Genomic DNA, 15,076 nt, shown 5'->3' on the forward strand with positions numbered 1-15,076 from the left:
AAAACCGCCGCCCGGAAGGGCGGCGGTCCAGTACACGCCTGCAACGTAGATCAGGCGGCCTGCGGCATCCGCAGCGAACGCACCAGCCCGCCGATGTCGACGATCAGGGCCACGCGGCCATCGCCGAGGATGGTGGCACCGGACACCCCGCCGATGCGGCGGTAGTTGTTCTCGATGTTCTTCACCACGACCTGTTGCTGGCCGACCAGTTCGTCCACTTCCAGCGCGATCTTCTGGCCATCGCCTTCGACCACCACCACCAGCGATTCGCTGCCCGGCGCACGGTTGCCGTAGCCGTAGTATTCGCTCAGCGACAGGATCGGCAGGTACTCGCCACGTACGCGCAGCACGCGGCCTTCGCCGGCCATGCTGCGGATGTCCTCGGCCTGCGGCTGCAGGGCCTCAAGCACATAGGCCAGCGGCAGGATCAGGGTTTCACCGGCCACTGCCACGGTCATGCCATCGAGGATGGCCAGGGTCAGCGGCAGGCGGATCAGCGTGCGGGTGCCGTTACCAAGGCTGCTTTCGATCTGCACCTCGCCACCCAGCGCCTGGATGTTGCGGCGGACCACATCCATGCCGACGCCACGGCCGGACAGGTCGGTGACTGCATCGGCGGTGGAGAAACCAGGCTGGAAGATCAGGTCCCAGACCTGCGAATCGGTAGGGTTGTCCGGCACTGCCAGGCCGCGTTCGTGGGCTTTGGCCAGGATCTTGGTGCGGTCCAGGCCGCGGCCGTCGTCGCTGACTTCGATGACGATGTGGCCACCCTGATGCGAGGCTGCCAGGGTGATGGTGCCGGTTTCGTCCTTGCCCGCGCCGCGACGCACGTCCGGCATTTCCAGGCCGTGGTCGATCGAGTTGCGCACCAGGTGCACCAGCGGGTCGGCGATCTTTTCGATCAGGCCCTTGTCCAGTTCCGTGCCTTCACCGACGGTGCGCAGGCGGACCTGCTTGCCAAGGCGGCTGGACAGGTCGCGGACCAGGCGCGGGAAGCGGCGGAACACCGCATCGACCGGCAGCATGCGCACGCCGATCACGGCTTCCTGCAGGTCGCGGGTGTTGCGTTCCAGCTGGTCCAGGCCGGCGAACAGGCTCTCGGCGTGGACCGGGTCCAGAGCGTGCGAGACCTGCTTGAGCATGGCCTGGGTGATGACCAGTTCGCCGACCAGGTTGATCAGCGCATCGACCTTGTCGACGCTGACTCGGATCGAGGTTTCGGCTTCCTGGCTGGCGCCGCCGCTGGTGGCGGGCGCAGCAGGCGCCGCCGGTACGACGGCAGCCGGTGTGGAAGGGGCGGTTGCAATGGGCGCCTGTGTAGCCAGGCTCGGCGGTGCGGCCGGACGGATGTCCAGTTCGCAGTCGTCCAGTACCCAGGCGAAGGTGTCTTCGATCTTGCTGCGCGGCACCTTGCCGACCAGGCCCAGATCCCACGCTAGATGGGCCTCGAGCGGGTCGAGCTGGGCGAAGCCCGGCAGGCGTTCCATGCGCGCGGCGACCTGCAGCGAACCGAGATGCTCCAGTTCGCGGATGATGCGCAGCGGGTCGTTGCCGCTCATGAACAGCGACGGTGCCGGGGTGAAGCCGATCTGCCAGGCTTCCGGCGTATCGTCCACCTTGGCCGCGACGGCAGCGGGGGCGCTCGGTGCGGCCTGGCCGGAAAGGACCGCTTCCAGGCGCGCCTTCACCGCAGCGACTGCAGCCGGATCGGCAGCCTGGCCGTGTTCGGCTTCGCGCAGCAGGGCGCGCAGCACGTCCACCGAGGACAGCATGGCGTCGACCGCGTGGCCTTCCAGCGCCCGCTTGCCGGCACGCAGTTCATCGAGCAGCGTTTCCAGCACGTGGGTCAGGCCGGCGATCGTATCGAAGCCGAAGGTGCCGGCGCCGCCCTTGATCGAGTGGGCGGCGCGGAACACCGAATTGATGATCTCCGCGTCCTGCTGCCCCGATTCCAGGGCCAGCAGTCCAGCCTCCATCGCGTCGAGGCCTTCGCGGCTCTCCTCGAAGAAGGTGGCGTGGAAGCGTTGCAGGTCCATGCTCATGGCAGTGGTGGTCCGGAAGCGAAGAGGGGGAGCGGTGGCGGGCGATCAGCCCAGCACTTTCTGCACGGTGGCGACCAGCTGTTCGGGATTGAACGGCTTGACCAGCCAGCCGGTGGCGCCGGCGGCCTTGCCTTCGGACTTCTTGTCGGCGGCCGATTCGGTGGTCAGCATCAGCAGCGGGGTGAACTTGTAGTCCGGCAGCTGGCGCAGTTCGCGGATCAGCGCGATGCCGTCCATGTTCGGCATGTTGACGTCGGTGACCACCGCATTGAAGCGCTGGCCCTTGGCGCGACCGAGCGCGACCGCGCCGTCTTCGGCTTCTTCGACGGCAAAGCCGGCCGAGGTGAGGGCGAAGGAAACCATCTGGCGCATCGACGCCGAATCGTCCACCACCAAGATACGTGCGCTCATGCAGCGTTCTCCACAGATTTCAGGTTGTCATGGGTTACGTCCAGGCCCAGGGCCTGGGTGACGCCCAGCAGGCGCGCGGCGTCACGGAAGGTTGCAGTGCAACCGTGGAAGCCGGTGCCGAGACCTGCCTCGCGGCGGGCCTGCACGAACGCACACAGCACCTGCACGGCGGCCGTGTGGATGCGGGCGACCTGGCTTGCATCCAGGGTCAGCTCGCCTGCCTGCGCCACCAGCGGGGCGAGGCGGTTCTTGAGCTCGGTGGTGCTCTCGATGCCGAGATCCCCACCCAGTTCGACAGTGCTCATCGTTGCTCCGGACAAACGGTTCCGTGATCCATAACGGCACCCCGGCGGGGTTCTTTAGGGGAATCGACGCGGTGCGTCCCCGACAGGCAACGCGTCGGCGCAAAGCGCCGACTCAGCTCAACAGCCGCGTGGCATCCAGCAGGATCATCGGGCGCTGGCTGACCCGGGCGACGCCGCGGAACAGGTCGTTGGAGATCTGGCAGATGCGCGCGGTATCGGGCGGTTCGATCTGCGAATCGGTGAGGTTGGCGACATCTTCCACCGCCGACACGCGCAGGCCGATGGTCTCGCCGTCTTCTTCCAGGACCACGATACGGGTCTGTGAGTCGTCTTCGGCGGCCGCGGCTCCAAGGTGCAGGCCCAGATCCATCACCGGCACCACCTGGCCGCGCAGGTTCATGATGCCGAGCATGGCCGGTGCGGTGCCGCGCAACGGCAGCAGCGGCACCGGCAGCACCACTTCCTGCACCTTCAGCAGTTCCAGTGCATAGGCCTGGGTGCCGCAGCGCAGGCGCAACCAGCGCGAGGTGCGCTCGCCGGCGCGTCGGTTCTGCGGATGCGGACTGCTGGCGGGCCGATGTGCCTGTGCCTGCAGTTCCTGCCAGCTGTTCGGACGGTTGCCTGCTGGCGCGTCCACGGCCACGCGCGGTGGCGGCGCGGCATCGGTGCGTGCCGCTGGAGCGGGTGCTGCGACTACGGCCGGTGGTGGCGCAGGAACGTCCTCGCCGCCTGCTGCGGCCTCGAATGCAGCCTGCAGGCCGGGGCTGTCGGTGTGGGCGAGGCGATGGCTGTCGGCCGTATCGGTCTCGTAGATCACTTCGTCCGGCAGATCGTCCCAGGTGGGTTCCGGACCTGCCTTGGCAGCAGCCGGAGCAGGGGGCGTCTCGTGGATCACCTCGTCAGGCAGGTCATCCCAGGTCGGTTCGCGCTCGGGAGCGGCGACAGGCATTGCGGCGGCCTCGAAGGCGGCTTCCAGTGCCGCGTCGTCCTCTGCCGGGGCAGCAGCAACAGCCTCCGTTTCGTAGATCACCTCGGCCGGCAGGTCGTCCCAGGTCGGCTCGCGCTCGGGCGCGCCAGCAGCGGCCTCGAATGCAGCTTCCAGCGCAGCGTCGTCCTCAATCCGCGTGGTGGCTGCGGTGTCGGTCTCGTAGATCACTTCGGCCGGAAGATCGTCCCAGGTCGGCTCGCGTTCGGCGTCCGCTGCAATCGCCGGGCACGCTTCGTCGCTGGCCGGCGGCGGTGCAGCCGGTGGCGCCACGGCGATCGCTTCGCCCAGCAGTTCGTCCAGATAGTCGTCCAGTACGCCGGTGCTGTTCATGCGGCCTGCTCCAGGGCGCGGGCATCCTCGCCGAGGATCCAGTTGAGGGCGCGGCGGTAGGCAGCCAGGCCGCGGCCCGGGTAGTCCTCACCAACGCTTGGCAGGGTCAGGCCGGCGGCGTTGCTGATGCGGGTGTCGATGGGAATGGCGTCTTCCCAAACGCGGGTGCCGTGACGATCCTGCATCGTGCGCAGCGATTCGTTGCCGGCGCGGGTGCGGCGGTCGAACAGGGTGGGCAGAATCGAGATCGGCAGCGGGCGGCGGCGCGAGCGCTCGACCATCTCGCCGGTGCGGACCATCCCCTCCAGGCCATGCAGAGCCAGCGGCTCGGCCTGGGTGGGAATGATCAGGCGGTCGGCCGCGGCCAGTGCGTTGATCATCAACAGACCGAGGGTGGGTGCGCAGTCCAGCAGGATGTAGTCGTGCTGCCCCTGATGGCGGGCAAGCGCGTTCTGTAGGGCCAGGCCGAGGCCGGGCTGGTTGGCGCTGCGGCGTTCCAATGTGGCCAGCGCGGATTGTGCACAGACATAGTCCAGGCCGTGGATGCTGCTGGCATGGCACAGGCTGGAAAGATCGGCCGGCGGTGCGCCGAACAGTTCCAGCACGCCGGCCGGCGGCGGATCGACCGGCACGCCGAAGGCGCGGCTGAGCGAGGCGTGCGGATCGAGGTCGATCAGCAGCACGCGATGGCCAAGCGCGGCCAGGCCACGGCCGAGGGCGAGGGTGGTGGTGGTCTTGCCGACTCCGCCCTTCTGGTTGGCGACTGCCCAGATGCGCATCGGTTTACTCCTTCATTGCCGGGGGAACGGCGGCGCCGACGCGGCTGCCAGCCGGCACCGGCGGCAACTTCACCGGTGCGATGGGGGAGGTGGGGGCGGTAGCCGGAGTTGCCGCGGCTTGCTCGGTGTCGGTGCTTTGGGTGGCACCGGTGGCTGCGTTCAGGCGCTGGCCGAGCGGGTCCACCGAATGCGAGGTGTCGGCCAGGATGATGACCATCACCCGACGGTTGCGGTTGCGGCCCTGCGCGCTGTCGTTCTCTTCGCGCGGGCGGAACTGGCCGTAGCCGACCATCGCCAGCCGCGACGGTTGCACGCCCTGGTCGGCGAACAGGTGCACCACGCTGGCCGCGCGGCCGGCCGACAGTTCCCAGTTTGAAGGGAAGGTGGCGGTAGCAATCGGTACATTGTCGGTGTGCCCTTCCACGCGCACGCTGTTGGGCACGTCACGCAGCACCTCGGCCAGGCTGGCCAGGGTCTGCCGTGCATGCACGTCCAGCGCGGCCGAGCCGGTGGGGAACAGGATGTCGCTGTTGATCTCGACTTCGATCCACAGCTCGGTGCGGCGCACGCTGATCATGCCGCGGTCGATCAACGGCGCCAGTGCAGCGGTAAGGCGGTCGGCGATGCTGTTGAGCTGGCGCTCGGCGCGCGCGATCTGCTCCTGGTTGTGCACCGACACCGGCATGCGCATCTGCGAGGCCATCGATGGCAGCAGGGTCGGGTCGTGCGACGGTGCAGGCGCTGAGGGTCCGATCTTGGTGCCGGACTTGATCACCGAGGGGCTGTCCCAGCCGCCCCCCTGCACCTGTTTGTTACCCACCTGCACCGGATTGATGGTGCGCGGTGCGCCGCCGAAGGCATCGGTCAGCGCGTCGGCCATGATCCGATACTTGCCCTCGTTGACCGAGGAAATCGCGTACATGACCACGAAAAAGGCGAGCAGCAGCGTCATCAGGTCGGCATAGGGAATCGCCCATGCTTCGTGGTTGGCGTGCTCTTCGTGGTGCTTGCGGCGGGCCATGTCAGTGCAGGAAGCCGGAAAGGTTGGTTTCGATGTTGCGCGGGTTCTCGCCCTGGGCGATCGAAATCAGGCCTTCGATGACCATTTCGCGATCGCGGGTGTTGTGCGAGATCACACTCTTGAGCTTGGCGGCCACCGGCAGGAACAGCAGGTTGGCCGAGGCGATGCCGTAGATGGTGGCGGTGAACGCGGCAGCGATGCCGTGGCCCAGCTTGCTCGGGTCGGCCAGGTTCTTCATCACCGCGATCAGGCCGAGCACGGCGCCGATGATGCCCAGCGTGGGCGCGTAGATGCCCATCGCCTCGAATACCTTGGCACCGGCCTGGTCCTGGTGTTCCTGGCTGCCTAGTTCGATTTCCAGCATGTGCCGCATCGATTCGGGCTCGACGCCGTCCACCAGCAGCTGCAGGCCCTTGCGCAGGAACGGGTCCTGCTGCGCTTCCACCTGCGATTCAAGGCCCAGCAGGCCCTGGCGACGGGCGATGTTGCTCCACTCGACGATCTGCTGGATCAGTTCGCGGCGATCGCTGTGCGGCGGGCGCACGACCCAGCGCACGATCTTGAACGCATGCTTGAACACCGCCGGCGAGGTATGCAGCAGGATCGCGGCGACGGTGCCGACGATGACGATCACGAACGCCGCAGGCGACCACAACGACGCCAGGCCGGCGCCCTTGAGGATGCTGCCACCGACCAGCGAGGCCAGGGCGAGAAAGAGTCCAATGAGGCTGAGTCTATCCATGGTTCCGGTATCGGCGTGTATGAATGGGACTTGAGACACCGGTAGATCGCGTACAGACGGTAGTCACAGTTTTCGGGTCGCCGGGCGACGCCCGGCGGGGGTCATCGCAGTCCGTCCACGTCCAGGATCAAGGCCATGCGACCATCGCCGATCAAGGTTGCACCTGCATAACCACGCAGGCCGCGCAGGGCTTTCGGCAGCGGCTTGATGACCACTTCCTCGCGCCCGCGCACCTGGTCCACGACCAGCCCGAAGCGCGCTTCGCCGGCCTGCAGCACCACGATGGTCAGCAGGGGCGAGGCGGCCGGCGTCACATCCAGCCACTGGCGGAGATCGACCAGCGGCAGGGTGTGCGAGCGGCGGTCGAGCACGGCACGGCCATCGAACCAGCCCAGCGACGTGCGCGGTGCGTGCAGCACTTCCATCACGCGCGCCAGCGGCAGCGCGTAGACGTCCTCACCGGCCTGCACCAGCAGGGTCGGCAGGATCGCCAGGGTCAGCGGCACGCGGATCAGGAAGCGGCTGCCACGGCCCAGCTCCGACTGGATCTGGATCTGGCCGCTCAGTTCGCGGATGCGTGACTGCACCACGTCCATGCCGACGCCGCGGCCGGAGATGTCGGTGACCTGCTGCTTGGTCGAGAAGCCGGGCAGGAACACCAGGTGCAGGCATTCCTCGCTGCTCAGGCGCGCAGCGGCTTCCGGATCGATCAGGCCCTTCTCGCGTGCCTTGGCACGCAGCTTTTCGGGGTCGATGCCGGCGCCATCGTCCTGCACCTCGATGCTGACGTAGTCACCTTCCTGCTGCGCCGAAAGCCGCACGTGGCCCATCCGCGGCTTGCCCTGCGCCTCGCGCAGGTCGGGCATTTCCACGCCATGGTCGATGGCGTTGCGGACCAGGTGCACCAGCGGGTCGGCCAGCGCTTCGACCAGGTTGCGGTCGAGCTCGGTCTCGGCGCCGATCAGTTCCAGGTCCACTTCCTTCTTCAGCGAGCGGGCGACGTCGCGGGCCACCTTGGGGAAGCGGGAGAAGACCTTGCCCACCGGCTGCATGCGGGTACGCATCACCGCCGACTGCAGGCGGGCCGTGGCGATGTCCAGTGTGGACACGGCGCGGTCCAATTCTTCATCGCGCAGGCGTGCACGCAGGGTCTTGAGCCGATTGCGTGACAGCACCAGTTCGCCGATCAGGTTGACGATCGCGTCCAGGCGCTTGGTGTCTACGCGTACGGTGTGTTCGGCCTCGGCCAACGGCTTGGCGGCCGGCTTTGCCACCGGTGCCGGTGCGGCGACCGGGCGCGGGGCTGCAACCGGCGCCGGTGCCACGGCGGCAACAGGCTTGGTGCCCGGTGCGGCGCCACCGTGCAGCTGGTCGAGCAGGGCTTCGAACTCGTCTTCGCTGATCAGTCCGTCGTCGGCTTTCTTCGCTGGTGCGACCGCGGTCGGCGCGTTGCCACCATGCAGCTGGTCGAGCAGGGCCTCGAATTCGTCGTCGGTGATCAGGTCGCTGCCACCCGCGGCGGGTGCTGCTGCGGCGGCGGGTGCCGCCACGGTACCGCCGTGTACGTCGAACTGGGCGATCAGGTCCGGCGGTGCATAGCCCGGCTCGGTGCCGGAGGAAACTGCATCCAGCATCGACTGCAGGTAGTCCAGCGATTGCTGGGCCGCGTCGAAGTGATGGGCCTGCAGCACCGCCTGGCCGGCACGCGCGGCGCCCAGCGCTTCTTCAGCGGCATGGCACAGCTCCACCATGGCGGTGACGCCGAGGAAGCCGGCGCCGCCCTTGAGCGTGTGATAGCCGCGGAACACCGCGTTGAGCTGATCGCTGTCCTGCGGTGCCTGCTCCAGCGACACCAGCTGTTCGCCGAGGCGATCCAGGATTTCCTGTGCCTCGATGATGAAATCGGCAGTGATGTCGTCGGATACCGCGCTCATGCTTACAGCCCCAGATCCGACAACAGGTCGTCGGCGTCGTTCTGCGAGACCGCGTGGCGGTCCAGTCCCTTCAGTGCCGGCCCGGCCAGTTCCGGGTCGGTGCGATGCTGTTCCGGTGGCAGGCCGAGTGCGCCGAAGCCTTCGTGCACGCGGCGGACGATGCCCACCACGCGACGGATGATCTGCCCGGTCAGGTCCTGGTAGCTCTGGGTCAGGGCGATCTCGGTCAGGTTGTGGCGGATGCGCTCGAGCTGCGCGTCCTGGCCCGGCTGCAGGCCTTCGGCGCGCAGCTGTTCGGTCAGGCTGCGGCATTCCTCGGCCAGGTCCAGGGTGCGGTGCGTGGCCTGCTCGGTCATCGCCACCACGTGGTCCAGGCGCGCGCAGGCATCGTCCAGTTCCCCGGCTTCGCTCGGCACGGTCGGCAGTTCACCCAGCGCCTGCCCCAGTTCGCGGGCCAGCCGCGAGAGCCCACTCATCATCGGCTGCGTGCGCAGCGCGACCAGTCCGTCGATGCGCTGCCGCCAGGCGGCTTCGTCACCGGACTCGAGTGCGTCCAGGGCCTCCTGCAGGCGCAGGGCGAGGGCGCTCTTGTCGACCGTGGTATCCATCAGGCGCTGGCCGCCAGGCGTTCGAAGATCTTGCCGAGCTTCTCTTCCAGCGTCTGCGCGGTGAACGGCTTGATGATGTAGCCGTTCACGCCGCTCTGGGCGGCTTCGATGATCTGTTCACGCTTGGCTTCTGCGGTGACCATCAGCACCGGCAGGGTCTTCAGCTTGGCATCGGCACGGATCGCCTTGAGCAGCTCGATGCCGGTCATCACCGGCATGTTCCAGTCGGTGACCACGAAATCGAACGGCTGGCTCTGCAGCAGCGACAGCGCGGCATGCCCGTCCTCGGCTTCGGCGGTATTGGTGAAGCCCAGATCGCCCAGCAGGTTCTTGACGATTCGACGCATGGTCGAGAAGTCGTCGACGATCAGGATGCGCATGTTCTTGTTCAAAGCAGAATTCCTTTGTTGTTCATTCCGGACGGCCGGGGGCAGCCGCCTCGGGGATGTTCATTCTTCGAGGCCGGCGTCGGCGGCCTCGAACAGCTTCAGCCGGCCACGCAGGCGCAGTACCGCCTGGCCGTGGATCTGGCAGACCCGCGACTCGCTCACGCCGAGCACCGCGCCGATCTCCTTCAGGTTCAGTTCCTGCTCGTAGTACAGCGAGAGCACCAGCTGTTCGCGCTCGGGCAGGTGGCCGATGGCCTTGCCCAGCTCGCGGCCGAACTCGCCGCGCTCCAGCACCTGCTGCGGGGTCGGGCCGCCCTGGGCCACGGTGTCCAGCTCGCCCTGGTCCTCGATGCGCGATTCAAGACTCAGCACCTGGCCACGGGCAGCGTCTTCCATCAGCCGCAGGTACTCGGGCAATGGCATCTCCATCGCGGCGGCCACTTCGGTGGCGCTGGCGGCACGGCCACTGCTCTGTTCCAGGCGGCGGATGGTGGCGGCGGCATCACGTGCACGGCGGTGCACCGAGCGCGGCACCCAGTCGCCACGGCGGATCTCATCGATCATCGAACCGCGGATGCGGATCGAGGCATAGGTCTCGAACGAAGCCCCCTGGTCGGCGTCATAGCTGCGCGAGGCTTCGATCAGTCCCATCATGCCGGCCTGGATCAGGTCGTCGACCTCGACGCTCGCCGGCAGGCGTGCGGCCAGGTGGTGGGCGATGCGCCGCACCAGGTCCGAATGCTGGGCGATGACCTCGTTGGCCGCCGTGCGCTGGACTTCCCGGTACTGGGCTGCGCCTTTCATGCGGCCACCCCGCGCTGCTTGAGAATACGCTCGAGGAAGAACTCAACGCCGCCGCGCGGTTCGGTCGGCGCCTGCCAGCGTGCGGTACGGCGGGCAATCTCGGTGATCGCCAACGCGGCCGGGCTGGACGGGTAGGCCTTTACCACTGGCTGCTGGCGCTGCACCGACAGGCGCAGCCAATCATCCTGCGGCACACAGCCCAGATAGTTCAGCGAGACATCGGCGAGGAATTTCTCGCAGACCCGGGTCAGCTTTTCGTACAGCACGCGGCCCTCGTTGGGGTCGCGCACCATGTTGGCCACCACCTGGATGCGGTCCACGCCGCGCTCGCGCGACAGCACCTTGATCAGCGCATAGGCGTCGGTGATCGAGGCCGGCTCGTCACAGACCACCACCACGGTGTCCTGCGCGGCCTGGCAGAAGGTCAGCACGCCATCGGTGATGCCGGCGGCGGTGTCCACCACCATGATGTCCAGTTCGCGTTCCAGTTCGGAGAACACGTTGACCAGGCCGACGTGCTCGGCCGGGGCCAGCTCGGCCATGTGCCGGCGACCGGACGCGGCCGGGACCACCAGCACGCCGTTCGGGCCTTCGACGATGACGTCATCCAGCGTGCAGCGGCCGGCGACCAGGTCGGCCAGGGTAAAGGTGGGGTTCAGGCCCAGGATCACGTCGATGTTGGCAAGGCCAAGGTCGGCGTCCAGCAGCAGCGTGCGCTTGCCCATGCCAGCCAGCGCCACGGCCAGGTTGGCCGAAACGTTGGTCTTGCCCACGCCGCCCTTGCCGCCAGTGACGGCAATGGTGCGCACAGGGCCGAGCGGCTCGCTGCGGGTGGCCGACAGCGGGAAGGTCTTGGTCAGCTTGGCGTACTCACGCGACGGCATGGTTCAACTCCGGGTTGCAGGGCATATCGGCCGCGCGGCGCAAATCTTCAAGGCGAAGTACGAGATTGGCCGCACTGGCCCGGTGCAGGTCCTCCGGAACGTCCTGGCCATCGGTCACCCAGGTGATCGGCAGGGCATGGTCCACGGCCACCGACAGGGCGTTGCCGAAGCGGCCGGTCTCGTCCAGCTTGCTCAGCACCAGACCCTGCAGGTTGGCGGCGCCGAAGCGGCGGACCACCTCGTCCATGTCGCCGAAGCTGGTATTGGCCGGCAGCACCAGCAGGGTGCGCACCTGGCGGGCGGCACGCAGCCACTGCAGCTGGGCGGCCAGCGCGCGGTCGCGCGGGCCCAGGCCGGCGGTGTCGATCAGCACCAGCTTGTAGTCCTTCAGGCGTTCCAGCAGCTGGTCCAGGTCGGTGCCACTGTTGGCCTCGTGCACCGCGATGCCGAGCTGGCGGCCGTAACCGTACAGCTGCTCGCGGGCACCGATGCGGGTGGTGTCGGTGGTGACCAGGGCCACATCACGCGGCGCGTGCTTCTCGGCGAAGCGCGAGGCCAGCTTGGCGATGGTGGTGGTCTTGCCGGCGCCGGTCGGGCCAACCAGGGCGATCACGCCGCCTTCTTCCAGCGGGTCGACCGGGGCGATCGGCAGCTTGCGCGAAATCAGCCCCAGCATCAGGCCGCGGCCACGGTGGGCTTCGGTCTCCAGCGGGATCTGCATGGCCACGTCGCGGGCCAGGCCGGCGTCGAAACCGTACTCGTCCATCAGGTCCAGCGCGGTGGCGCGCACCGGGCAGCCACGCAGGCGCTCGTCGGTGAAGCGGTTCATCTCGCGCTCGATCACCTGGCGCATGCCGGCCACTTCCTGGCGCAGCTGGCGGATCTCGGCGTCGTCCTGGGCGACCACGGTCAGCACCGGGGCCGGGGCGAGGGTGGGCTCCGGCGAGGTTTCGATGACGGCGTCGGCCACTGCCGGTTCGCTGGCGGCGATCTCCGGCTGTGCTTCGGTCGGAGCCGCGCCCGGCAGCGGCGGCGGCTGCACGGCGGGGGCCGCGCTTTCGTGATGCATCTCGTGCGGCGGGTCGATCTGGAAGCGGGCACGGTTGGCTGGCGCGCTGTCGGCCGGTGCCGATGCCGGTGCAACGATGGCCTCGGCGAACGGGGCGAAGATCTGTTCGGGCAGCGCCGGTTCGTTGACGGCAGCGCGGGCCAAGGTCGCGGCGAAGCCGGTGCTGCCGCGGGTCGGCACGATCTCGTCGGCGCTGTCCAGGGTACGGCCGGTGGCACCGACCGCGGCGCGGGCGAGGGCGGCCACGGCCGAGGTGGTCGCGGCAACCGGTTCCGGAGCGGGGGTGTTGCTGCGACGGCGGGTGACTGCGGCAATGACGGCATCGGCGGCGGTGCGCGGCTTGGGTGCCGGCGGCGGTGCCACGTCACGGCGCGAGGCTTCCAGTGCACGCTGCACGGCGCTCTCGTCATAGTTCGCGGCGGCGACGATCTCGATGCCTTCCTCGATCCGGCGGTTGGACAGGATCACGGCGTCAGGACCATGTTCCTTGCGCACCAGGTTCATGGCCGAGCGCATGTCGGCGGCGACGAATCGTTTGATTTTCATGCTGTGGTCACGGGACGAAGACGGCGGGGTGGCGGTCGGAGAACTCGGGTGGTCGGTGGTCTGCACGGTGCGGGTTCCCCTTGGTGTCTGTCTGTTGCGTTGGTTCGAAAGTGGTGTCTGTTTTCTGGCGCATCGGTGGGCGGCGTCAGCTGATCGTTCCGACCAGCTTCAGTCGCTTGTCCTCCGGCACCTCGCTGTAGGCCAGGACCGACAGCGACGGGACGCTGTGGCGGACCAGGCGCGCCAGCGCGGCGCGCACCGGGCCCGGTACCAGCACGACCGCCGGCTCGTTTCGCGCTTCCTGCTTGCTGACACATTCGGCCAGGCTCTGGTGCAGTCGCTCTGCGAGTCCGGGTTCCAGCGCGGCGCCGTTGCCCTGCGTGGACTCCTGCAAGACACGTTCCAATTGCGGGTTGAGGGTGAACACCGGCAGCTCCGCCGACATTCCGGCGATCTCCTGCACGATGAAGCGGCCCAGTGCGGTGCGCACCGCGGCGGTCAGCACGGCCGGGTCCTGGCTGCTGGGCGCATGTTCGACCAGTGCCTCGGCGATCTTGCGCAGCTGGCGGATCGGAATGCGCTCGACCAGCAGGTTCTGCAGCACGCGCACCACCGCCGACAGCGGCAGCGCCTTCGGCGTCAGATCTTCGACGAGCTTGGGCGCGCTCTTGGCCAGGTTGGCCAGCAGGTGCTGCACTTCCTCATGGCCGAGCAGCTCGGGTGCGTGTTCGCGGATCAGGTGCGACAGATGGGTGGCGACCACGGTGGCCGGGTCGACCACCGTGTAGCCCAGCGTTTCGGCCTGGGCGCGCTGGTGCGGCTGGATCCAGGTGGCATCCAGGCCGAACGCGGGATCCTTGCCGGCAATGCCCTCCAGTGCGCCGAGCGCGCTGCCCGGGTCCAGGGCCAGTTCCCGGTCGGGGTGGATCTCGGCGGTGGCCACCGGCACGCCGTGCACCAGCACGCGATAGCCGTTGGCCGGCAGTTCCAGGTTGTCGCGGATGTGCACCGACGGAATCAGGAAGCCGACGTCCTGGGTCAGCTTGCGGCGCACGCCCTTGATGCGCGCCATCAGTTCGCCGCCCTGGTTGGCGTCCACCAGCGGGATCAACCGATAGCCGACCTCCAGGCCCAGTGGATCGACCGGGCGCAGCTCGTCCCAGCTCAGTTCGGCGGTGGGCGCCGGTGCGGCCGGGCGACCCAGTGCGTTGAGCGCGGCGGCGTCATTGCCTGCGGCTGCCGGGTCGGTGGCCTCGGCCTTGCCCTTGCGGTAGACCTTCCAGGCGAAGAAGCCGAGGATCGCGGACAGCGTCAGGAAAGCGACGTTGGGCATGCCCGGCACCAGGCCGACCACGCCGATGATGCCGGCGGTGATCGCCAGCGCACGGTACTGGCCGAACACCTGGCCGGTCATGGCCTGGGCCATGTCCTGCGAGCGCGAGGCGCGGGTGACCAGCATCGCCACCGCGCTGGAGACCAGCAGCGCCGGCAGCTGCGCCACCAGGCCGTCACCGATGGAGAGCAGGGTGTAGGTGGCGGCGGCGTCGCCGAACGGCATGCCATGCTGCAGCACGCCCACGGCCAGGCCGCCGAGCATGTTGATGAACAGGATCAGGATGCCGGCGATGGCGTCGCCGCGGATGAACTTGCTGGCACCGTCCATTGCACCGTAGAAGTCGGCTTCCTCGCGGACTTCTTCACGGCGCAGCTTGGCTTCTTCACGCGTCAGCAAACCGGCGTTGAGGTCGGCGTCGATCGCCATCTGCTTGCCGGGCATGGCGTCCAGGATGAAGCGCGCGGTCACTTCCGAAACGCGGCCGGCGCCCTTGGTGATGACCACGAAGTTGATGATGGTCAGGATTGCGAACACCACGATGCCGACCGCGTAGTTGCCGCCGATCACGAATTCGCCGAACGCGGCGATGACCTTGCCCGCGGCGTCGTGGCCGTTCTGGCCGTTCAGCAGGATGACGCGGGTGGAGGCCACGTTCAGCGCCAGCCGCAGCATGGTGGTGATCAGCAGCACGATCGGGAAGATAGTGAAGTCCAGCGGGCGCTTCACGTAGACCACCGCCAGCAGCACCATCAGCGAGATGGCGATGTTGAAGGTGAACAGCGCATCGAGCACCGGTGCGGCCAGCGGGACCACAACCATGGCCAGCAGGGCCAGCACGATCAGCGGCGCGCCAAGGCCCTGGCGGATCATTTCCAGAGCGCGGCGGGT

General features: G+C 68.1%; 14 protein-coding genes. All 14 read right to left on the reverse strand.

The features are described 5' to 3' along the window. Positions 1 to 50: 50 nt before the first annotated feature. Positions 51 to 2,042 carry a chemotaxis protein CheA gene (locus tag M1L61_RS10440; RefSeq protein WP_191851287.1) on the reverse strand — a complete coding sequence of 664 codons (1,992 nt, stop codon included), beginning with the start codon at positions 2,040 to 2,042 and terminating at the stop codon, positions 51 to 53. A gap of 45 nt (positions 2,043 to 2,087) precedes the next feature. Then, complete coding sequence (locus M1L61_RS10445; protein WP_005409521.1) at positions 2,088 to 2,453, reverse strand: response regulator; 366 nt, start codon at positions 2,451 to 2,453, stop codon at positions 2,088 to 2,090. Next, complete coding sequence (locus M1L61_RS10450; RefSeq protein WP_014037092.1) at positions 2,450 to 2,758, reverse strand: STAS domain-containing protein; 309 nt, start codon at positions 2,756 to 2,758, stop codon at positions 2,450 to 2,452. The genes M1L61_RS10445 and M1L61_RS10450 overlap by 4 nt, the downstream gene beginning before the upstream one ends. Positions 2,759 to 2,870: 112 nt before the next feature. Then, positions 2,871 to 4,076 (reverse strand): chemotaxis protein CheW, encoded by a 1,206-nt coding sequence (locus M1L61_RS10455; RefSeq protein WP_248854708.1) that lies wholly within the window; start codon positions 4,074 to 4,076, stop codon positions 2,871 to 2,873. Beyond that, the gene (locus M1L61_RS10460) at positions 4,073 to 4,855 is read right to left on the reverse strand and encodes a ParA family protein (RefSeq protein WP_019338560.1); all 783 of its coding nucleotides are present in this window, start codon (positions 4,853 to 4,855) and stop codon (positions 4,073 to 4,075) included. The genes M1L61_RS10455 and M1L61_RS10460 overlap by 4 nt, the downstream gene beginning before the upstream one ends. A gap of 4 nt (positions 4,856 to 4,859) precedes the next feature. Continuing rightward, positions 4,860 to 5,876 (reverse strand): flagellar motor protein MotD, encoded by a 1,017-nt coding sequence (gene motD, locus M1L61_RS10465; protein WP_049434715.1) that lies wholly within the window; start codon positions 5,874 to 5,876, stop codon positions 4,860 to 4,862. 1 nt (position 5,877) lies between these two features. Continuing rightward, positions 5,878 to 6,618, reverse strand: a complete 741-nt coding sequence (locus tag M1L61_RS10470) for a flagellar motor protein (protein ID WP_010482457.1) — start codon at positions 6,616 to 6,618, stop codon at positions 5,878 to 5,880. A 101-nt stretch (positions 6,619 to 6,719) separates the two neighbouring features. After that, complete coding sequence (locus tag M1L61_RS10475; protein WP_248854709.1) at positions 6,720 to 8,552, reverse strand: chemotaxis protein CheA; 1,833 nt, start codon at positions 8,550 to 8,552, stop codon at positions 6,720 to 6,722. Positions 8,553 to 8,554: 2 nt separating this feature from the next. Beyond that, positions 8,555 to 9,160: a protein phosphatase CheZ gene (locus M1L61_RS10480; RefSeq protein ID WP_010482455.1), complete on the reverse strand. Its 606-nt coding sequence runs from the start codon at positions 9,158 to 9,160 to the stop codon at positions 8,555 to 8,557. Further along, positions 9,160 to 9,552, reverse strand: coding sequence for a chemotaxis response regulator CheY (gene cheY / locus M1L61_RS10485; RefSeq protein ID WP_006365466.1), 393 nt, complete (start codon positions 9,550 to 9,552; stop codon positions 9,160 to 9,162). Before cheY ends, M1L61_RS10480 begins: the two co-directional genes overlap by 1 nt. 57 nt (positions 9,553 to 9,609) lie before the next feature. After that, positions 9,610 to 10,353: an RNA polymerase sigma factor FliA gene (locus M1L61_RS10490; protein ID WP_010482450.1), complete on the reverse strand. Its 744-nt coding sequence runs from the start codon at positions 10,351 to 10,353 to the stop codon at positions 9,610 to 9,612. Continuing rightward, positions 10,350 to 11,237, reverse strand: a complete 888-nt coding sequence (locus tag M1L61_RS10495) for a P-loop NTPase (RefSeq protein ID WP_010482449.1) — start codon at positions 11,235 to 11,237, stop codon at positions 10,350 to 10,352. Before M1L61_RS10495 ends, M1L61_RS10490 begins: the two co-directional genes overlap by 4 nt. After that, complete coding sequence (gene flhF, locus M1L61_RS10500; protein WP_248854710.1) at positions 11,224 to 12,852, reverse strand: flagellar biosynthesis protein FlhF; 1,629 nt, start codon at positions 12,850 to 12,852, stop codon at positions 11,224 to 11,226. The genes M1L61_RS10495 and flhF overlap by 14 nt, the downstream gene beginning before the upstream one ends. A gap of 145 nt (positions 12,853 to 12,997) precedes the next feature. Then, a complete protein-coding gene (gene flhA, locus M1L61_RS10505; RefSeq protein WP_248854777.1) occupies positions 12,998 to 15,058 on the reverse strand; it encodes a flagellar biosynthesis protein FlhA in 2,061 nt (686 codons plus the stop codon). Between the last annotated feature and the right edge of the window lie 18 nt (positions 15,059 to 15,076).

This window comes from Stenotrophomonas sp. NY11291 (genome assembly GCF_023277365.1).
GTDB classification, from domain to species: domain Bacteria; phylum Pseudomonadota; class Gammaproteobacteria; order Xanthomonadales; family Xanthomonadaceae; genus Stenotrophomonas; species Stenotrophomonas geniculata.